General features: G+C 40.1%; 17 protein-coding genes and 1 tRNA gene. 10 read left to right on the top strand and 8 right to left on the bottom strand.

From position 1 onward, the window contains the following. Positions 1–13: 13 nt before the first annotated feature. The 8 genes from GQR87_RS03635 to ftsB are packed head-to-tail and all read right to left on the bottom strand — an operon-like array spanning position 14 to position 5,732. On the bottom strand, positions 14–823 hold the full coding sequence (locus GQR87_RS03635; RefSeq protein WP_158966645.1) for a peptidoglycan DD-metalloendopeptidase family protein: 810 nt from the start codon (positions 821–823) through the stop codon (positions 14–16). Further along, entirely contained in the window at positions 823–1,767 is a 945-nt protein-coding gene (locus GQR87_RS03630; RefSeq protein ID WP_304611201.1) for a DUF368 domain-containing protein, read from the bottom strand. The genes GQR87_RS03635 and GQR87_RS03630 overlap by 1 nt, the downstream gene beginning before the upstream one ends. Further along, on the bottom strand, positions 1,764–2,402 hold the full coding sequence (locus tag GQR87_RS03625; protein ID WP_158966643.1) for a protein-L-isoaspartate(D-aspartate) O-methyltransferase: 639 nt from the start codon (positions 2,400–2,402) through the stop codon (positions 1,764–1,766). Before GQR87_RS03625 ends, GQR87_RS03630 begins: the two co-directional genes overlap by 4 nt. Before the next feature lie 47 nt (positions 2,403–2,449). Beyond that, positions 2,450–3,196, bottom strand: a complete 747-nt coding sequence (gene surE / locus GQR87_RS03620) for a 5'/3'-nucleotidase SurE (protein WP_158966641.1) — start codon at positions 3,194–3,196, stop codon at positions 2,450–2,452. Then, positions 3,193–4,248, bottom strand: coding sequence for a tRNA pseudouridine(13) synthase TruD (gene truD / locus GQR87_RS03615; RefSeq protein ID WP_158966639.1), 1,056 nt, complete (start codon positions 4,246–4,248; stop codon positions 3,193–3,195). Before truD ends, surE begins: the two co-directional genes overlap by 4 nt. A 2-nt stretch (positions 4,249–4,250) precedes the next feature. Then, positions 4,251–4,736 (bottom strand): 2-C-methyl-D-erythritol 2,4-cyclodiphosphate synthase, encoded by a 486-nt coding sequence (gene ispF / locus GQR87_RS03610; RefSeq protein ID WP_158966637.1) that lies wholly within the window; start codon positions 4,734–4,736, stop codon positions 4,251–4,253. Then, positions 4,733–5,449, bottom strand: a complete 717-nt coding sequence (gene ispD / locus GQR87_RS03605) for a 2-C-methyl-D-erythritol 4-phosphate cytidylyltransferase (RefSeq protein WP_158966635.1) — start codon at positions 5,447–5,449, stop codon at positions 4,733–4,735. Before ispD ends, ispF begins: the two co-directional genes overlap by 4 nt. A 4-nt stretch (positions 5,450–5,453) precedes the next feature. Next, complete coding sequence (ftsB, locus tag GQR87_RS03600) at positions 5,454–5,732, bottom strand: cell division protein FtsB (RefSeq protein ID WP_158966633.1); 279 nt, start codon at positions 5,730–5,732, stop codon at positions 5,454–5,456. A gap of 384 nt (positions 5,733–6,116) precedes the next feature. Here ftsB and gnd point away from each other — a divergent pair, with 384 nt between their 5' ends. The 10 genes from gnd (at position 6,117) to rpoC (ending at position 20,339) form a co-directional block, all read left to right on the top strand. Further along, positions 6,117–7,571 carry a decarboxylating NADP(+)-dependent phosphogluconate dehydrogenase gene (gene gnd / locus GQR87_RS03595; protein WP_158966631.1) on the top strand — a complete coding sequence of 485 codons (1,455 nt, stop codon included), beginning with the start codon at positions 6,117–6,119 and terminating at the stop codon, positions 7,569–7,571. Between the two features lie 311 nt (positions 7,572–7,882). After that, positions 7,883–7,959: transfer RNA gene (locus tag GQR87_RS03590), tRNA-Trp, on the top strand. A 236-nt stretch (positions 7,960–8,195) separates the two neighbouring features. Beyond that, the gene (secE, locus tag GQR87_RS03585; RefSeq protein WP_158966629.1) at positions 8,196–8,573 is read left to right on the top strand and encodes a preprotein translocase subunit SecE; all 378 of its coding nucleotides are present in this window, start codon (positions 8,196–8,198) and stop codon (positions 8,571–8,573) included. Between the two features lie 3 nt (positions 8,574–8,576). After that, positions 8,577–9,113 (top strand): transcription termination/antitermination protein NusG, encoded by a 537-nt coding sequence (gene nusG, locus GQR87_RS03580; RefSeq protein ID WP_158966627.1) that lies wholly within the window; start codon positions 8,577–8,579, stop codon positions 9,111–9,113. Between the two features lie 184 nt (positions 9,114–9,297). Further along, positions 9,298–9,726, top strand: a complete 429-nt coding sequence (gene rplK / locus GQR87_RS03575; protein WP_158966625.1) for a 50S ribosomal protein L11 — start codon at positions 9,298–9,300, stop codon at positions 9,724–9,726. A gap of 3 nt (positions 9,727–9,729) precedes the next feature. After that, on the top strand, positions 9,730–10,419 hold the full coding sequence (gene rplA / locus GQR87_RS03570; protein WP_158966623.1) for a 50S ribosomal protein L1: 690 nt from the start codon (positions 9,730–9,732) through the stop codon (positions 10,417–10,419). Positions 10,420–10,813: 394 nt separating this feature from the next. Further along, the gene (gene rplJ, locus GQR87_RS03565) at positions 10,814–11,332 is read left to right on the top strand and encodes a 50S ribosomal protein L10 (protein WP_158972870.1); all 519 of its coding nucleotides are present in this window, start codon (positions 10,814–10,816) and stop codon (positions 11,330–11,332) included. 53 nt (positions 11,333–11,385) lie between these two features. After that, a complete protein-coding gene (gene rplL / locus GQR87_RS03560) occupies positions 11,386–11,757 on the top strand; it encodes a 50S ribosomal protein L7/L12 (RefSeq protein ID WP_158966621.1) in 372 nt (123 codons plus the stop codon). Positions 11,758–12,036: 279 nt separating this feature from the next. Continuing rightward, entirely contained in the window at positions 12,037–16,065 is a 4,029-nt protein-coding gene (gene rpoB, locus GQR87_RS03555; protein WP_158966619.1) for a DNA-directed RNA polymerase subunit beta, read from the top strand. A gap of 89 nt (positions 16,066–16,154) precedes the next feature. Then, positions 16,155–20,339, top strand: coding sequence for a DNA-directed RNA polymerase subunit beta' (rpoC, locus tag GQR87_RS03550; RefSeq protein ID WP_158966617.1), 4,185 nt, complete (start codon positions 16,155–16,157; stop codon positions 20,337–20,339). Positions 20,340–20,471 lie beyond the last annotated feature (132 nt).

The raw sequence follows: 20,471 nt of genomic DNA, 5'->3' as shown, positions 1-20,471 counted from the left end.
TAGTTTATTGTTATTATCTTTTGGGTAGATAGTTCAAAGGATTAATTGATTTACCTTTGTACCTTACTTCAAAATGAAGCTTAACCTTATCGGTCCCACTTCTACCCATATTGGCGATTTTATCGCCTATTTTTACCCATTGTTGTTCTTTAACTAACACTTGGTCATTGTGCGCATAAGCCGATAAATAGGCTTCTGAGTGTTTGATAATAACCAAGTTACCAAAACCGCGTAATGCTTTACCTGTATAGACTACTTTTCCATCGGCAGCGGCCAAAATAGGCTCACCTAATTTTCCAGAAAAATCCAAGCCCTTGTTTCCATCATCTTTGGCTGAAAACCCTTCAGAAACGGGATTTGGCGTAGGCCAAGACCATTGTTTAACTCGGTCAGGAAATTTGCCAATCGAAGATTCATTTGAATCTGTATTAACATTCTTTTCACTTTTACCATACGCTTGCTTTTTAGGCAGGTCAACAGCTTTCTTATGAGACTTTTGTCGAACAGGAACAGCCTTTTTTTGTAAGATTAATGTTTGTCCAGGATAGATATTATAGGGCTTTTTAATGCCATTTAATTTGGCTAAATCTTGATAGTCATTGCCTGAATACCAGGCGATGGAAAATAAGGTATCACCCTTATTAACCGTATATTTATTAGACTTATAACCATCAGCTTGATAGTCGAGATAGGTTTTACCTTGGTAAAGTTCGATTACAGGGGCAGGCTCCGAACGATTAGAGCAGCTTAGTAACAATAAATTACACGCCACAGTTGCAAAAACGACAATATTACACAGAACTGATTTACCAACTAAATTCATCAGTTCTGATTCGCTTTTTGTCCCATTTTTTCAAGAAAAACAACCATTAATATACCCGTTATCAACAAAGCAATAGAAGGCAGAAAATAAGCTGGTTGACTGGTTAATATTTCAAATTGTTGAGGTAATACATTGTCTTGAACCAATGGGATTTCTTTACCATGACGATCTATCACAGATTCTAACGTATGTTTCCAAGGCCAAACTTTATTCAATGACCCCAACATAAAGCCACCGAGTAAGGCCAGAGTCAGTGTTTTATAGTGTTTAAACATCCAGCTCAATACATGTGAAAAGCTTAACAACCCACAAATGCAGCCTAAAGCAAAGAGACTCAGTGTCATTAACTGCAACTCTTTTACTGCCACTAACATAGGCGCATACATACCTAACAGTAACAATAAGAAGCTGCCAGAAATGCCCGGTAAGATCATTGCACAAATAGCAATCATACCAGACACAAAAACAATTAAAGGCGTTGATTCTACTGAGGTTGGAGTAATTGTGGTTATATAGTAAGCCACCAATGTTCCGAGAATAAAAGTTGCAGTTAAAGCTAAATTCCATTTAGGTATATGTCTTATTAACGACCAAACCGCAGCTAAGATTAAGCCAAAAAAGAACGACCATAATAAGACTGGATACTCAGCCAAAAGAAATAACACGGCTCTAGAAACTGTTAATATACTAACAATAATGCCAGCAAATAAGGTCAATAAGAAAGTACCATTTATATGTTGCCAAGTAGCCGCGATGCCTTGTGAAAATAGTAATTTCAAGGCAGATGGACCACACTGCTTAAGTGAAAAAATAAGCTCTTCATAAATACCGGTCATAAAGGCAATTGTGCCACCAGACACACCAGGAACAGCATCTGCAGCTCCCATCAAAGCACCTTTAGCAGCTAATCCTATGTACTGATTTTTCGTCCTTGAGGTTTTCAAATAATATCTCCTGCCACTAAAGGCACAAATCTGACAGCTTCGATAATTTTAGATTCAAACTCATCCCCTACACGGGTAATACAATGTAGCTGTTGATGAGTTTCACCTACCGGTATAATTAAACGACCACCATCATTAAGCTGCTGATATAAGGTCTCTGGTATGGAACTGGCTGCGGCGGTGACAATAATAGCATCGTAAGGGCCTTTACTTGACCAACCCAGCCAGCCATCACCGTGTTTCATTTTAACGTTGTGTAAATCTAATTGATTCATTCTGCGCTTAGCTTGAAACTGCAACGTTTTAATTCTTTCCACTGAATAAACTTGATTAAATAATTGCGCAAGCACAGCAGTTTGATAACCCGAACCAGTGCCAATTTCTAGTACTGTTTGTGGACTATTCTCAGACTCTAATAACAACTCTGTCATTCGTGCCACTATGTAAGGTTGTGAGATAGTTTGTCCTTGGCCTATAGGTAACGCTGTATTTTGATATGCTTTATGGCGTAAAGCATCAGGCAGAAATAATTCTCTAGGGATCTTAGCAATTGCAGTCAAAACTTTAGTATTACTAATCCCTTCTGCATGAAGGAGTTGGGCTAGGCTTTCACCTTTACGTGAGGTTATTCTCATGTGGTTCTGGTTCCATATTTTTTGGCTTTTAAGCTCTAGTTGTTATTTTAAACTTTTTTTATCCATTGGGATAACTCATTAAGACTATTATAAGCAGTCATATCTATTGACAGTGGTGTGACTGAACAATATCCCTGTGCAATAGCGTGGAAATCAGTGCCTTCTCCTGCATCTAGCTCAGGACCAACACTGCCATACCAATAGATATCTTTACCATGAGGGTCTTGTGCCTTAGTCATGTTTTCAGCTTTATGGCGCCTACCCTGTCGAGTTGCTTTTACACCTTTGATTTGCTCATAAACTAAGTCAGGTACATTTATATTTAAAATTTGATCCGCAGGCAATGGATGGTCAATTAATAAATTTATAATATCAGCTACGACTCTGGCTGCGCTCGAAAAATGAGAGGGTTGGCTACTTGCCAAAGACACGGCTATTGCCGGTAATCCCATATGTCGACCTTCGGTCGCTGCAGCGACTGTACCTGAATAGATGACATCATCACCTAGATTAGCACCATGATTTATCCCAGAAACCACTAAATCTGGTTCATCTTGCAGCAACTGATTAAGGCCTAAATGCACACAATCAGAGGGGGTGCCGTTCACTGCAAAAAATCCATTTTCCATTTTTTGCAGTCTAAGTGGAGTTTGAATTGAAAGCGCATTACTTGCGGCACTGCAATTTCTATCTGGCGCAATTACAGTAACCTGATGTTGCTTACTGAGCTCTTGATATAAAATAGCTAAACCTTGAGCAAATACTCCATCATCATTACTTAACAAAATATTCATGCTGGAATTATGTCCATTGTTTGATGAGTGTCTAACACTTCTCTTAATATCGAAGTCGCAAATGTACCTGAAGGTAATGAAAACTCTACATTGAGTTCATCTTCTGTAATAGACCATTGCATATTTTTCGGAAATAATTGTATCGCCCGTCTTTCTTGTTTTAAACCTAATGACGCAAGAGTAGAAGTCACCTCTGGATGCTCGATAGCAAGCTTGTTTTCTAATTCTAGCACTTCGCCTTGGCTAGTTAACTCGCCCTGCCCCCATAAAGGTGCTGACAAATATATATCTTGTTCGGCAAGTCGGCTTTCAATCACAGTATCCAACTCACTCGTACAAAAATAACTGTTACTTCCCGCTAGTTGCATCACATCTCCCACCATAGGTTTATGCAAGACATCTAGTTTAAGTCGATTATTGACCATTTCGTTAAATAGCCAAGAACGTAACGCTGATATAGCCATTGAACGTTTATTGCGGTTTTTTATAGGCTCACCCTGAATCATTTTTTCAGCTAAGACTAAATTCCCCCCACGCGTATCGTAACGTGTATCACCAAAACGTTGTGAGCCATAATAATTTGGCACGCCATGTTGGGCTATTAGCTGCAAACGTTCTTCTAGTCCAACTGTTGAGCTAAGCTGCCGAATAGTTAGATTAAAGCGATTACCTTTCAATACACCTGTTCTTAATTTTTTATTATGGCGTTTAGAGTGAAGTACTTTAGCACCGGGTTCGTCGAATAAGTCCCAATCAAAACTTGCTTTGCCAGGTACATGCACACTAAACCATTGTTGGGTCTTAGCATATTTATCCTTGCGCCCTGCATAAGTAACATTCCGTAATGGCAGTTTGCAAAATTTAGCTAGTTGTTCAGCTAAATATGCAGTATTTAGACCTATTTTTTCTACCCATAAATATATGTGCTCACCTTCACCTATAGGTTCATAGCCTAATATTTCGGTCACTTGGAAATCTTCGGCTACCGCTTTAAGCTGGCCTGAAATAGATAAACTAGGGTATTGATGAAGCCAATGGTCTGTATTTAACAAAGTTAACTTTCGCTCTTAGTTAAAAGCACCACAGCATATGTAGCTATGCCTTCTTTACGACCTGCAAAGCCAAGCTTTTCAGTGGTTGTCGCTTTTACATTGATTTGGTCAATGTTTGCATCTAAATCACTGGCGATAATTTTACGCATAGATTCAATATGAGGTGCCATTTTAGGCGTTTGAGCCACAATAGTCAGATCTAAATTGCCTAATTGGTAATGCCGTTGAGTGACTAATTGATATACATGTCTCAGCAATACTCTACTGTCCACACCAGATAAATTAGGATCAGTATCTGGAAAATGTTTACCTATATCTCCTAAAGCTAATGCGCCTAACATTGCATCGCATAGCGCATGTAAAGCCACGTCACCGTCTGAGTGTGCTATTAATCCTTGTTCATGCTCTATTTGAGTACCAGCAATATAAATAGGACCAGTTCCGCCAAATTTATGTACGTCATAACCATGACCAATACGAATTGTCATTTTTTGTCCTTGTGACTAAGGGTTCTTTGAGTTAAATAAAATTCAGCTAACAATAAATCTTCAGGTTTAGTGACTTTTATATTGGAAGCACACCCCTCGACTATGTGCACACCTTGCTGTACATACTCGATCGCCGAAGCCTCGTCAGTAATAACAATGTTATTTTCTGCCGCTTTAATTAACGCGTTTCTCAATTGTTCCAACATAAAAAACTGAGGAGTGAGTGCATGCCACAGGTTTTCTCTAGGTTCAGTATGAGCAACTAAATTATTTGCATTGGCTCGTTTCATGGTATCTCGCACTGGCGTAGCTAAAATTCCACCTAGATCGCTTTTTTCTGCAAGCCTGAGTAAACGAGTTAAATCTTTGTGTAGTAAACAAGGGCGAGCAGCATCATGCACCAATACCCACTTTTCATGGCTGTTAGATAAATAATGTAAACCAGCTAACACAGAGTCTGAACGTTCTTTTCCCCCTATAGTAGTTTCAACTCGGGGATCATTCGCCACAGGCAATGTGTGGAACGTTTCATCTTTGGCGCTTAATACGATAACCACACGTTTTATTTGTGGATGAGCCAATAAACCTGAAATGGTTTGTTCGATTATGGTTTTTCCAGCAAGTAGTAAATATTGCTTCGGCACCACAGATTGCATACGTTTGCCGATACCGGCTGCAGGTATGATGATTGAATATTGTGGAATAAATGACATTAAATTATTGTTCAGACGGCAAAATACGGTAAAACGTCTCGCCTTGTTTAATTAAACCTAAACCATTACGAGCTTTTTCTTCAGCAGCATCCAGACCCATTTTAAGATCTTGAATATCCGCTTTTAATAAACTGTTACGTTGTTTAAGATTTGAGTTTTGTGTAACTTGAATGGCCACTTGTTCTTTTTTCAACATAAAATCTGGCACACTATTTTTGCCAAACCATAATCGATATTGCAACATACTGAATAGACAAATTAAAATAGCTGTAACCCATTTCATTTTTAGCCTCCCAGTAGTTTTAAGTGAACTTATTATGCCGAGGTTTTTCAGGCTTTAAAAGCGTTATAACCATAAGTCATCGATTCTTCGCCTTATCTGGAGTAATTCCACATAGACTGATTAAATAATGGTTAAGTTTAAGATAAATAAATCAGTTAAAAACATAGCCTTTACAAGAAGTTGTATGACCAGTAAAAGAGAAATCAGTATTTCTTATTCGATTGCATTCTTATTTTTATTTGATTCAGGGATGTTAACGTAGTCAATAGTGAGTAAAATGCTCACAGTCCGAAATTTGAGCTTTGGGGAGTGCGGTCTTCAAAGGGCATAAAATAACTTCGGTTACTTAACACTCTTTAAATTAAAATTATAAATTGGAATTTTATGAAAACTCTATCTGATATTGGGCTGATTGGCCTAGCTGTTATGGGCGAAAACCTAATTTTAAACATGGCCAGTAAAGGGTATACCGTCACGGCGTATAATCGTTCAACCGATAAAGTAGAAAACTTTATTAATGGCCGCGCAAAAGGCGAAACTATTCGTGGTGCGTATTCAGTTGAAGAGTTGGTGCAGTCTCTCGCCACTCCTAGAAAAATAATGATCATGGTGAAATCTGGTGCGCCAGTTGATGCAACAATTGAGCAACTTTTACCTTTATTAGATAAAGGCGATATCATCATTGATGGTGGTAATACACATTTCCCAGACACAATCCGTCGTGAAAAATACTGTGCAGAAAAAGGTATTAACTTTGTTGGTGCAGGTGTTTCAGGTGGAGAAGAAGGCGCATTAAAAGGCCCATCAATCATGCCTGGTGGATCACTTGAAGCATGGCAAGCAGTTAAGCCTATCTTTCAAGATATTTCAGCCAAAGTAGAAGACGGTTCACCTTGTTGCGATTATGTTGGCGAAAATGGCGCAGGTCATTTTGTTAAGATGGTACATAACGGTATCGAATATGGCGATATGCAACTATTGTGTGAAGCATACCAAATAATGAAAGAAGTATTAGGTATGTCTGCAGATGAAATGCATGAAGTATTTAAAGAGTGGAACACTACTGAACTAGATAGCTATTTAGTTGAAATCACTCGTGACATCTTAGCTTATAAAGATGAAGATGGTGGTCCATTAGTAGAAAAAATCCTAGATACCGCTGGCCAAAAAGGCACAGGCAAATGGACTGGTGTTGTTGCTCTTGATTTAGGTGTTCCACTTACTTTAATTGCAGAATCAGTATTTGCTCGTTGTATTTCAGCACTTAAAGATGAGCGTGTTCAAGCGTCTAAAGTTATCTCTGGGCCAGCTAAAGAATTTAACGGTGATAGAGCTGCGTTTATCGAAGATTTACGCCAAGCCGTTCTAGCCGCTAAAATTGTTTCTTACGCACAGGGTTACACTCTAATGCGTGAAGCAGCAAAAGAATTCAACTGGAATCTAAACTATGGTGGCATCGCCCTAATGTGGCGTGGGGGTTGTATCATCCGTTCAGCTTTCTTAGGCAAAATCAAAGAAGCGTACGACAAAAATCCAGAATTAAACAACTTATTGTTAGATGACTACTTTAGAGAAACAGTAGTCGCTGCACAAGAAGGCTGGAGACGTGTCGCGGTTAACGCCATCACAACTGGTGTTCCTGCTCCTTGTTTGACAGCTGCATTGAATTATTTTGATGGATACCGCACGGAGCGTTTACCAGCTAATTTATTACAAGCTCAACGTGATTACTTTGGTGCGCATACATATGAGCGTACAGATAAGCCAAGAGGCGAGTTCTTCCACACTAACTGGACAGGACGAGGTGGTAACACTTCATCGTCAACTTATAACGCTTAGTTGTTGGGCATAAGCTCTTTATCAATAGTAAGTAATAGAGCCCATCAGTGTTAACGCTGATGGGCTCTTTGTTATTAGGCTCTGTGCTATTGAATGTTTTTTCTAATACACCTGTATTTATTAACTTCCAAAAGAAGGCGTATATTAAGCATAACTGATCTTTCTTCTTGAATCCGGCTATGCAATAAGTATAATACTGCTCCCTCCTTAGTAGTGATTCAGAATTTTTCCAGAAAAATCTATGATTCCACAAGGTTGGTGTAACCAAAATTTGCGCGGTTATGAGTAACCCAGCAAGTGTATAAAATTTTAGGGGTGTAGTTCCAATTGGTAGAACGGCGGTCTCCAAAACCGACGGTTGTGGGTTCGAATCCCTCCACCCCTGCCATTACAATGTAAAGTACAGCCTAGTTTAGGTCTGTAGAGCAAAAAATATAATCGTAGAGGTGGAGGGTGAGAACCCACACGGGTTTGACAAATCGTCTGGAACGATTTGAACCGCTTTAGCGCCGCTTGCGGTCGGTTACAAGGATGTAACTGAGTTTATCCCTCCACCCCTGCCATTTTTCGGCAAATACCACAAAAGTGTTGGTATTGCATTACGTAACAAAATTAGGGTTTAGCATGAGCGAGAATATAGAAAACAGTTCCAATCCATTCGACTTAGTCAAATGGTTGGTTACATTGGGCTTGTTAGCTGGAATTGTTGCCGCTAACCATTTTTTACCAGAACTATCAGTTCTGTATATCGCCCTTATTGCTGTAGTTGCTGTGGGATTAGCTGGTTATATAGCTTCTACTACAGTTAAAGGTAGTGCCTTTATCACCTTCGCTAAAGACTCTCGTACTGAAGTACGTAAAGTAGTATGGCCTACTCGTCAAGAAACAACTACCACCACAATGATTGTATTAGCAGCAACTGTCATTATGTCTCTTATCCTTTGGGGATTAGATGGAATTATTGTAGAAGTTGTTAAATTTATAACTGGATTAGGAATTTAAACTATGTCTGATAAAAAATGGTACGTAGTTCAAGCATTTTCTGGTTATGAAGGCCGTGTGCAAAAAACATTGCTTGAACATATTAGAATGAATGAAATGGAAGATTTCTTCGGTGAAATTTTAGTACCCACTGAAGAAGTTGTTGAAATGCGTGCCGGTCAACAAAGAAAAAGTGAGCGCAAATTTTTCCCAGGTTATGTTTTAGTACAAATGGACATGAATGAAGACTCATGGCATTTAGTCAAAAGTGTACCCCGTGTATTAGGTTTTATTGGTGGCACATCTGATCGCCCTGCACCTATTACCACTAAAGAAGCAAATGCTATCTTGAATCGTCTTGAAGAAGGCGTGGACAAACCAAAACCGAAAACATTGTTCGAACCAGGCGAAGTGGTACGTGTTACCGATGGTCCTTTTGCCGATTTCAATGGTGTAGTTGAAGAAGTCGATTATGAAAAAAGCCGCTTAAAAGTATCTGTGCTTATTTTTGGTCGTTCTACCCCAGTTGAACTTGAATTTGGTCAGGTAGAAAAAGGCTAATAAGCCTATTTTATTACCGCAATAGCGGTGATGAAGCATAATATCTAAAAAAGTCAACAATTAGACTTGTATAGGGCTGCTGGTTAATCTATAATTCGCGGCCCTTTTTATTAGAACGGGAAGCCGATAGAGTAAGCATACTCAGTGTTTACAAGGCGTTACACCCAAATTAGAGAGTATTATCATGGCGAAGAAAGTCACAGGCTTAATTAAGCTACAGGTTGCCGCAGGTGCTGCGAATCCTAGTCCTCCAGTTGGTCCTGCATTAGGTCAGCATGGTGTTAATATCATGGAATTCTGTAAAGCGTTTAACGCAAAAACAGAAAGCCTAGAAAAAGGCGCTCCAGTACCAGTAGAAATTACTGTTTACGAAGATCGTTCTTTCACATTCATAACCAAAACTCCTCCTGCTGCATTCTTACTTCTGAAAGCTGCTGGTGTAAAAAGTGGTTCTGGCCGTCCTAACACTGAAAAAGTGGGTAAGGTAACGCGCGCGCAATTAGAAGAAATTGCAAAAACTAAAGAACCAGATTTAACTGCAGCGACTTTAGACGCAGCAGTAAACACCATTGCTGGCTCTGCCCGCAGCATGGGCTTAGTGGTAGAGGGATAAGAAATGGCTAAATTATCAAAACGCGCACGCTTAGTACTTGAAAAGGTTGATGCGACTAAAGAATACGAATTTAATGAAGCTGTCGCTTTATTAAAAGAATTAGCTACTGCTAAATTTGCAGAAAGTGTTGATGTTGCCGTTAATCTAGGCATCGATGCTCGTAAATCTGATCAAAACGTTCGTGGCGCAACTGTATTACCAAACGGTACTGGTAAAGATGTTCGTGTTGCCGTGTTTACTCAAGGTGCAAATGCAGAAGCAGCTAAAGAAGCTGGTGCTGACATAGTAGGTATGGAAGACTTAGCTGACTTAGTTAAGAAAGGCGAAATGAACTTTGACGTTGTTGTAGCATCTCCTGATGCAATGCGTGTTGTAGGTCAATTAGGTCAAATATTAGGTCCACGTGGACTTATGCCTAACCCTAAAACAGGTACAGTTACACCAGACGTAGCAACAGCGGTTAAAAACGCGAAAGCTGGTCAAGTTCGTTATCGTAACGACAAAAACGGTATTATCCATGCTAGCATCGGTAAAATCGCTTTTGAAGCAAACCAAATTCAAGAAAACTTAGCAGCATTGCTAGAAGCGCTTAACAAAGCTAAGCCTTCTTCAGCTAAAGGCACTTTCATACAGAAAATCAGCCTTAGCACAACAATGGGTGCAGGTGTTTCTTTAGATCAATCTAGTTTATAGATTGATCGCTTTAACCTTAGTGGTTAAAGCATTATAAACAATATTCAAAGAATACTGTTTATTTCTCTGTAAAGGTTATGGGTTAGAGTCCGAGTTGAACTTTTGAAAATTAGTGAGACAACGACTCTCGTCCAAGACCGCAGGCGTAAGTTGGAGAATGAAGTAAGAGAGCATTTTCCGTGATAGTGATGAAAAATCATTTATCGTAAACAACTTACTTAAAACATAAGCCTGCGCAGACGGTGGTATCGACTCAGACTCTCTGGGATTAACGAACACCGTAGAGCGGTGGAATTGTGAGAAGGTAAACTTCTAACAGTGACATCAATCTGTGAATCCTGAAACGGATATTTCAAATAGAAATGAAGTTTCAGACTTTAAGAAGGTGAACTCAGTGGCATTAGGCTTAGCAGCAAAAAAAGAGATCGTAGCGGAAATAAACGACGTTGCATCTCAAGCTCTATCTGTTGCCGTTGCTGAATACCGTGGCATGGAAGTGGCAGAATTAACTGACCTTCGTGTTAAAGCACGTGAACAAGGTGTTTACTTACGAGTAGTTCGTAACACTCTTGCAAAACGCGCTTTAGCTGATAGTAAGTTTGCTGACCTTGACAGTGCGTTAACTGGTCCGTTGATTTACGGTTTTTCTATAGAAGCACCTGGCGGTGCTGCGCGTCTTTTCAAAGACTTTAGCAAAACTAACGACAAGTTAAACGTTACTGCACTTTCTATTGGTAGTGGTTTATTGGGTCCAGACAAACTGGATGCAGTAGCTTCACTTCCTACCCGCGACGAAGCGTTGGCAAGATTACTTGCTACCTTCAAAGCACCTGCCGAGAAATTCGTTCGTACTATCAACGAAGTTCCAGGCAAGTTTGTGCGTGTATTGGCGGCGATCAAAGACGAAAAATAATATTCGTTTTTGTACATTTTAAATTTTAACATTAAACCCAGGAGTTTAGAGAAATGGCTCTAACTAAAGAAGATATTTTAAACGCAATTGCTGAAATGCCAGTAATGGAACTAGTTGAACTAATCGAAGCAGCTGAAGAGAAATTTAACGTTTCTGCTGCTGCAGCGGTTGCTGTTGCTGGTCCTGCTGTAGCTGCTGAAGCTGCTGCAGAACAAACTGAATTTGATGTTGTTATGACATCTTTCGGTGCGAACAAAGTTGCAGTAATCAAAGCGGTACGTGGCGCAACTGGCCTAGGTCTTAAAGAAGCTAAAGAAGTAGTTGAATCTGCTCCTAAAGCTATCAAAGAAGGCGTATCTAAAGAAGAAGCTGAAGAACTTAAGAAGACGCTTGTAGAAGCTGGCGCTGAAGTTGAGCTTAAATAATCTGCCTAATCGCAGATTGTTAGCCTGAAATGGCATAGGCTGGTGACTTTTTAGTCACCAGCCTTTTTGCGCTGTAGGATTTACTATTTTCATCCTTTGATATGGGTCCTAGTAATAAAGTGCAAATTACAATTAAAACCAACAAAACCAATAAGTTAAGTAAGCCTCTTAATGAATTTGGGTCAGGTAGTAATTGTAACTTAAAGGGTAGCGGAAGTTTGCTTATATAGTTCGTACTATTAAGCAAGTTGGGTCAAAAATCGGCAGGCTGAGGAACCCATGGTTTACTCTTATAGCGAAAAGAAACGTATCCGTAAGGATTTTGGCAAACGCCCACAGGTATTGGAAATACCGTATCTACTTTCAATCCAGTTAGATTCTTTTAAGAAGTTTATTGACCTAGATGTAGATGGTCAACATGGACTGGAAGCGGCATTTCGATCAGTTTTTCCAATCAAAAGTTACTCCGGTAACGCTGAATTGCAATATGTAAGTTACCGTTTAGGTGAGCCAGTATTTGATGTTAAAGAATGTCAAATTCGTGGTGTTACATTTTCTGCGCCATTGCGCGTAAAATTGCGTTTAGTGTTGTTCGATAGAGAAGCAGCACCTGGTACAGTTAAAGACATTAAAGAGCAAGAAGTATACATGGGTGAAATACCACTCATGACTGATAACGGTACATTCGTTATCAATGGTACTGAACGTGTTATTGTCTCTCAATTGCACCGTTCTCCAGGCGTGTTCTTTGATCACGACAAAGGAAAAACACACTCCTCTGGTAAAGTATTATATAACGCTCGTGTTATTCCTTACCGTGGTTCGTGGTTAGACTTTGAATTTGACCCTAAAGATAATCTTTTTGTACGTATAGATAGACGTCGTAAATTACCAGCGACGATTATGTTACGCGCATTAGAAATGCCAACCGAAGAAATTCTAGGTTTGTTCTTTGAAACGAACCAAGTTAGAGTTCAAGGTGAAAAGTTCTTATCAGATGTTGTCCCAGATCGCCTTCGTGGTGAAACTGCACAATTCGACATTTTAGACGCTGATGGCAAAGTTCTAGTTGAAACTGGTCGTCGTATTTCTGCACGTCATACTCGTGCATTAGAAAAAGCGAAAATTACTGAATTAGAAGTACCAGCAGAATATTTGGTTGGTCGTGTATTTGCTCGCGATTATATCAATGAAGAAACCGGTGAAGTAACAGTTTCAGCCAATGACGAACTAACCCTAGAAAATCTAGCTGAGTTGGTTGCATCAGGTGTCACTGCGTTTGATACTCTTTATATCAACGAACTTGATCATGGTGCTTATATTTCAGACACCTTACGTATCGATAACTCAACGAATAAACTAGAAGCATTAGTTGAGATTTATCGCATGATGCGTCCTGGTGAGCCACCTACTAAGGATGCAGCTGAGACATTGTTTACTAATCTATTCTTCTCTGAAGATAGATATGACTTGTCTTCTGTTGGCCGAATGAAATTCAACCGTCGTATAGGGCGTGAAGAATCTACCGGTGCTGGTACCTTAAATAAAGAAGATATCGTTGCAGTAATGAAGCAACTGATCACTATACGTGACGGTAAAGACGAAGTTGATGATATCGATCACTTAGGTAACAGACGTATTCGTTCTGTAGGTGAAATGGCTGAAAACCAATTCCGAGTTGGTTTAGTTCGTGTTGAACGTGCAGTTAAAGAACGTTTAAGTTTAGGTGACCTTGATGCAGTAATGCCACAAGACCTAATCAACGCTAAGCCTATTTCTGCAGCTGTAAAAGAGTTCTTTGGTTCAAGCCAATTATCTCAATTTATGGATCAGAATAACCCGTTATCAGAAGTCACACACAAACGTCGTATATCTGCATTAGGTCCGGGTGGTTTGACTCGTGAACGTGCAGGTTTTGAAGTACGAGATGTACACGCCACTCACTATGGTCGTCTATGTCCTATCGAAACACCAGAGGGACCAAACATTGGTTTGATTAACTCTCTGTCAAGTTTTGCTCGTACCAACGATTTTGGCTTCTTAGAAACCCCATATCGTAAAATTGTTGACGGTCTGATCACTGACGAAATCGACTACTTGTCGGCTATCGAAGAAGGTCAATACGCAATTGCTCAGGCAAATGTTGTATTAGACGACGACGGTAGATTAGCAGATGATCTTATTCCATGTCGTTTCCGCGGTGAAACTACACTAATGTCAGTAGCTGACATTAAGTACATGGATGTATCTCCTCAACAAATCGTATCTGTAGCTGCCAGTATTATCCCGTTCCTAGAACACGATGATGCTAACCGTGCACTGATGGGTGCAAACATGCAACGTCAAGCAGTGCCCACTCTAATTGCTGAGAAGCCTTTAGTTGGTACTGGTATGGAAAAAACGGTTGCTGTAGATTCGGGTGTAACTGTTGTTGCCAAACGTGGTGGAACAGTTGATTACGTTGACGCAAGTCGAATTGTAATCAAGGTAAATGAAAATGAAATGGCCGCTGGTGAAGCGGGTATTGATATTTATAACCTAACCAAATATACACGTTCAAACCAAAATACTTGTATTAACCAAAAACCAACTTGTAATGTTGGTGAGCCAATTGTGGCTGGTGATGTATTAGCTGATGGTCCTTCTACTGACTTAGGTGAGTTAGCTTTAGGTCAGAACATGCGCATCGCATTTATGCCTTGGAATGGTTATAACTTCGAAGATTCAATCTTAATTTCTGAGCGTGTAGCGATGGAAGACAGATTTACTTCTATCCACATTCAAGAACTAAGCTGTATCGCTCGTGATACTAAGCTAGGTCCAGAAGAAATTAGTGCTGATATCCCTAATGTTGGTGAATCTGCTCTAGGTAAACTGGATGAGTCTGGTGTGGTATATATTGGTGCTGAAGTTAAAGGCGGCGATATATTAGTAGGTAAAGTAACACCTAAAGGTGAAACTCAACTTACTCCAGAAGAGAAACTTTTAAGAGCTATCTTTGGCGAAAAAGCATCCGATGTTAAAGATACTTCATTACGTGTACCTAACAGTGTACGTGGTACGGTTATTGACGTTCAGGTCTTCACTCGTGATGGCGTTGAAAAAGATAAGCGTGCTCGCGAAATCGAAGATATGCAATTACGTGAAGTTAAAAAGGATTTGTCTGACGAATTTAATATTTTAGCTGACGGTATCTTTGCTCGTGCAACCAATTTGTTACTAAAAGCCGGTGTTGAACAAACTAAGCTTGATAACTTACCTCGAGATAAATGGTTTGATCTAACTCTTGACGACGAAGACTTACAATTAGAACTAGACCAAATTGCTGAGCAGCATGGTGAAATCAAATCTGATTTTGATACTAAGTTCGAAATTAAGCGTCGTAAGATCACTCAAGGTGATGATTTGGCACCGGGTGTACTTAAGATTGTTAAGGTTTATCTAGCGGTTAAGCGTCATATTCAACCAGGTGATAAAATGGCTGGTCGTCATGGTAACAAAGGTGTTATCTCGACTATTCAACCTGTAGAAGATATGCCTTACGATGAAAACGGCACGCCTGTTGATATCGTTTTGAACCCACTTGGTGTACCTTCGCGTATGAACATCGGTCAGGTTCTAGAAACCCACTTAGGTATGGCTGCAAGCGGTATCGGTGTGAAGATCGACCGTATGTTGAAAGAACACGAAGAGATGGCTAAGTTACGTAGCTTCTTAAAAGAAGTATACAGTGCTGGTAAGTCTCACCAAAACGTAGATATTGATAACTTTACAGATGACGAAGTTAACCGTTTAGCAGACAACTTACGTAAGGGTGTGCCTATGGCTACACCAGTCTTCGACGGTGCAACTGAAGCTGAAATTAAGCATATGTTAACTTTGGCAGATATACCTGAAAGCGGACAGATCACTTTGTTCGACGGACGTACAGGTCGCGCATTTGAGCGTCCAGTTACTGTAGGTTATATGTACATGCTGAAACTTAACCACTTGGTTGATGACAAAATGCATGCACGTTCTACTGGTTCTTACAGCCTAGTTACTCAACAGCCGTTGGGTGGTAAAGCTCAGTTCGGTGGTCAGCGTTTCGGAGAGATGGAAGTATGGGCACTAGAAGCTTATGGTGCTGCTTATACCTTGCAAGAAATGTTAACCGTTAAGTCCGATGACGTGAATGGCCGTACCAAAATGTATAAAAACATTGTGGATGGCGATCATCGTATGGAACCTGGTATGCCTGAATCATTCAACGTATTGTTGAAAGAGATTCGCTCACTAGGTATCAATATCGAACTGGAAGAGCAATAAACGCTCTGACTGAACTTGTAGACAGACAGTCCTGTTAGTGTGATAAGCACTAACAGGATCTTTGCAACTGACTCCGCTGGGAGAGAAATGTGAAAGATTTATTAAAGTTTCTTAAGCAACAACATAAGACTGAAGAATTCGACAACATTCGAATTGGTTTAGCGTCGCCGGAGATGATCCGCTCGTGGTCTTTTGGTGAAGTTAAGAAACCAGAAACGATTAACTATCGTACTTTTAAACCAGAACGTGATGGATTGTTCTGTGCTCGTATATTCGGGCCTGTAAAAGACTACGAATGTCTATGTGGTAAATATAAGCGCCTTAAACACCGTGGTGTTATATGTGAAAAATGTGGAGTTGAAGTTACTTTAACTAAAGTACGTCGTGAGCGTATGGGCCACATTGAATTGGCAAGTCCAGTTGCACATATATGGTTCCTTAAATCATTACCGTCTCGTATCGGCTTAATGTTAGATATGACATTACGTGATATCGAACGCGTACTATATTTTGAATCATACGTGGTATCAGAACCAGGTATGACTACGCTTGAGCGCAGCCAACTTCTGACTGAAGAAGAATACTTGGATGCACTTGAAGAACATGGTGACGAATTTGAAGCCAAGATGGGTGCTGAAGCAGTATTTGAATTGCTTAAAGCCCTTGACGTTGATGCTGATGTTGTTTCTATGCGTGAAGAGTTACCTAGTATTAACTCTGAAACAAAGCGTAAAAAAATCACTAAACGTTTAAAACTTTTAGAATCTTTCCAATTATCTGGGAACAAACCAGAATGGATGATTTTAACAGTTCTTCCTGTTTTACCGCCAGATTTACGTCCTTTGGTACCTCTAGATGGCGGTCGTTTTGCGACTTCTGATCTGAACGATTTATATCGTCGTGTTATCAACCGTAATAACCGTCTTAAACGTCTATTAGATCTAGCTGCACCAGACATTATCGTCCGTAACGAAAAACGTATGTTACAAGAAGCAGTAGATGCTCTTCTTGATAATGGTCGTCGTGGTCGCGCTATTACTGGTTCCAACAAACGTCCTCTTAAATCTTTGGCCGATATGATCAAAGGTAAACAAGGTCGTTTCCGTCAGAACTTACTAGGTAAACGTGTTGATTATTCTGGTCGTTCTGTAATTACAGTTGGTCCTACATTACGTTTACATCAGTGTGGCCTACCTAAGAAGATGGCTCTTGAATTATTCAAGCCGTTTATCTATGGAAAATTAGAAGGTCGTGGTTTAGCCACTACTATCAAGGCAGCTAAAAAATTAGTTGAACGTGAAGATCCGGAAGTATGGGATGTGTTAGACGAAGTTATTCGTGAACATCCAGTATTACTAAACCGAGCTCCTACACTTCACAGACTAGGTATCCAAGCGTTTGAACCTATTCTAATCGAAGGTAAAGCGATTCAGTTGCACCCATTAGTATGTGCTGCTTACAACGCCGATTTCGATGGTGACCAAATGGCTGTTCACGTGCCGTTAACGATTGAAGCACAGCTTGAATCTCGTGCACTAATGATGTCTACCAACAACATATTATCACCAGCCAATGGTGAGCCGATCATCGTACCTTCTCAGGACGTTGTAATGGGCTTGTATTATATGACCCGTGACCGTGTAAATGGTCTAGGTGAAGGCATGGTGTTTACTAGCCCGAAAGAAGCTGAAAAAGCGTACCGTACAGGTCATGCTGAGTTACACGCTAGGGTCAAAGTACGTATTACTGAATACTTCACAGATGAAGAAGGTAACAGAACAGAAACTGTAACATTGACAGATACAACTGTTGGTCGTGCAATTTTCTCTGAAGCTTTGCCTAAAGGTGTACCTTTCGAAATTATCAACAAAGCTATGGGTAAAAAGAATATTTCTAAGCTGTTGAATGCTTGTTACCGTACTCTAGGTTTGAAAGATACAGTAATAGCTGCTGACCAAATCATGTATACAGGTTTCCATTATGCGATGATCGCCGGTGCATCTGTTGGTATTGATGACATGGTTATCCCTGATGCTAAGAAAGATATAATCGAGGCAGCAGAAGCAGAAGTACGTGAAATCCAGGAACAATTCCAATCAGGTCTTGTTACTGCTGGTGAACGTTACAACAAAGTAATCGATATCTGGTCTAATGCGAACGAAAAAGTCGCAAAAGCCATGATGGAAAACTTGTCTAAAGAAACAGTTAAAAATCGTGATGGTGAGATGGAAGAGCAAGCCTCTTTCAACTCAGTATTCATGATGGCCGACTCCGGTGCTCGTGGTAGTGCTGCACAGATTCGTCAATTGGCGGGTATGCGTGGTCTGATGGCAAAGCCAGATGGCTCAATCATCGAAACACCGATTACTGCAAACTTCCGTGAAGGTCTAAACGTACTTCAGTACTTTATTTCAACTCACGGTGCTCGTAAAGGTTTGGCCGATACAGCATTGAAAACAGCTAACTCGGGTTATCTAACTCGTCGTTTAGTTGACGTTGCGCAAGATTTAGTTATTAACAATGATGACTGTGGTACTTTCGAAGGCGTTAAAATGACACCTCTAATCGAGGGTGGCGACGTTGTAGAACCATTGCGCGAACGTGTACTAGGTCGTACTGTCGCTGAAGACGTACTTAAACCTGGTACGAATGAAATCTTAGTAGAGCGTAATGTTCTGTTAGATGAAGCTTTGGTTGATTTATTAGAAGTGAATTCTGTAGATCAAATTCAAGTTCGTTCGGTTATTACTTGTGAAAATGACTTTGGTGTTTGTGCTAGATGTTACGGCCGAGACTTGGCTCGTGGACACATGGTTGGCCATGGTGAGTCTGTTGGTGTTATCGCAGCTCAATCAATTGGTGAACCTGGTACACAGTTAACCATGCGTACGTTCCACATCGGTGGTGCTGCATCTAGAGCATCTGCTGAAAACAACGTGCAAGTTAAAACTACTGGTACTTTGAAACTGCATAACGCTAAGTTTGTTATTAATACAGACGAAAAAGTTGTGATTGTTTCTCGTTCAACCGAAATCACTATTATTGATGATCAAGGTCGTGAGAAAGAGCGTTATAAGGTTCCTTACGGTGCGATTCTTACGACTAAAGACGGTTCTTCAGTAACCTCTGGTGAGATTGTTGCTAACTGGGACCCGCATTCACATCCAATCGTTACAGAACGTGCAGCTAAAATTAGCTTTGCTGATGTTGATGATAGTAACACTGAAATGCAACAAGATGAGCTTACAGGTTTAACTCGTATAGTAGTTAATGACTTATCTAAAGCTAACGCTAAAGAGCCTAAGTTAATTCTTGAGAGTGATGAATTTGGTTTACAAGAAATTCGTTTACCGAGCTTTACAACTATTGAAGCAACGGACGGAATGGATGCTAAGCCAGGTGATGTTTTAGCTCGTATACCACAAGAAAGTTCGAAAACTCGTGATATTACCGGTGGTCTACCACGTGTTGCTGACTTGTTCGAAGCACGTAAGCCTAAAGAGCCTGCCATCCTAGCTGAAGTATCAGGTATGATTGGATATGGTAAAGAGACTAAAGGTAAGAAACGCTTAATGATTACACCTAAAACAGGTGATCATTATGAAGAGATGATTCCGAAATGGCGTAATCTGAACGTGTTCGAAGGTGAAAACGTTGAAAAAGGTGAAGTTATTGCTGATGGCCCAGAGTCACCGCATGACATCCTTAGACTACGTGGTATCAGTGCTGTTTCTAACTATATCGTTAACGAAGTACAAGAAGTTTACCGCCTACAAGGGGTAAAAATTAACGATAAGCACATCGAAGTAGTTATCCGTCAAATGTTACGTAAGTGTATGATCACTTATTCTGGGGATACTAAATTCCTAGAAGGCGAACAAGTTGAAGTGTCTAACGTGAAGATCGCTAACCGTGAAATTGAAAAGCAAGGAAAAATTCCTGCTCAGTATGAAACACAGTTATTGGGTATCACTAAGGCGTCTTTGTCTACTGAGTCATTTATCTCAGCGGCTTCTTTCCAAGAAACCACTCGTGTACTTACCGAAGCAGCAGTGCAAGGTAAAGAAGATGAGTTACGCGGCTTGAAAGAAAACGTAATTGTTGGGCGTTTGATACCTGCCGGTACCGGCTTCTCGTATCACCAAAAACGTACAGCTAGAAAACTAGCTGAAATGCAGGAACGTGAAGAACCTTCAGTTTCTGCATCTGAAGCAGAGTTAGCCTTAACTGAAGCATTAAATGCTGAAGTAACGGATACTCCTGCCGACGAGTAAAAAATAGGATCTATAAATGATCTAATTAAGTTAGATTGTTGCTTAAACCCACATATTGTGTAGTTTAGCAGCAGTCTTACTTGACAGTTCATCAATTGATCATTAGACTTCCGCGACCCGAAATTAGGTGAC

Origin of the sequence: Paraglaciecola sp. L3A3 (genome assembly GCF_009796765.1) — a bacterium.
Classification (GTDB): domain Bacteria; phylum Pseudomonadota; class Gammaproteobacteria; order Enterobacterales; family Alteromonadaceae; genus Paraglaciecola.
This window is presented reverse-complemented; position numbering and strand designations above follow the sequence as displayed.

Bases quoted from the DNA above. Each gene is read 5' to 3' on its own strand.
- surE (WP_158966641.1), bottom strand. From the start codon at position 3,196: ATGAATATTTTGTTAAGTAATGATGATGGAGTATTTGCTCAAGGTTTA.
- ftsB (WP_158966633.1), bottom strand. From the start codon at position 5,732: ATGAAATGGGTTACAGCTATTTTAATTTGTCTATTCAGTATGTTGCAA.
- rplK (WP_158966625.1), top strand. From the start codon at position 9,298: ATGGCGAAGAAAGTCACAGGCTTAATTAAGCTACAGGTTGCCGCAGGT.
- ispD (WP_158966635.1), bottom strand. From the start codon at position 5,449: ATGTCATTTATTCCACAATATTCAATCATCATACCTGCAGCCGGTATC.
- rplA (WP_158966623.1), top strand. From the start codon at position 9,730: ATGGCTAAATTATCAAAACGCGCACGCTTAGTACTTGAAAAGGTTGAT.
- gnd (WP_158966631.1), top strand. From the start codon at position 6,117: ATGAAAACTCTATCTGATATTGGGCTGATTGGCCTAGCTGTTATGGGC.
- rpoB (WP_158966619.1), top strand. From the start codon at position 12,037: ATGGTTTACTCTTATAGCGAAAAGAAACGTATCCGTAAGGATTTTGGC.
- GQR87_RS03625 (WP_158966643.1), bottom strand. From the start codon at position 2,402: ATGAGAATAACCTCACGTAAAGGTGAAAGCCTAGCCCAACTCCTTCAT.
- nusG (WP_158966627.1), top strand. From the start codon at position 8,577: ATGTCTGATAAAAAATGGTACGTAGTTCAAGCATTTTCTGGTTATGAA.
- GQR87_RS03635 (WP_158966645.1), bottom strand. From the start codon at position 823: ATGAATTTAGTTGGTAAATCAGTTCTGTGTAATATTGTCGTTTTTGCA.
- rplL (WP_158966621.1), top strand. From the start codon at position 11,386: ATGGCTCTAACTAAAGAAGATATTTTAAACGCAATTGCTGAAATGCCA.
- ispF (WP_158966637.1), bottom strand. From the start codon at position 4,736: ATGACAATTCGTATTGGTCATGGTTATGACGTACATAAATTTGGCGGA.
- secE (WP_158966629.1), top strand. From the start codon at position 8,196: ATGAGCGAGAATATAGAAAACAGTTCCAATCCATTCGACTTAGTCAAA.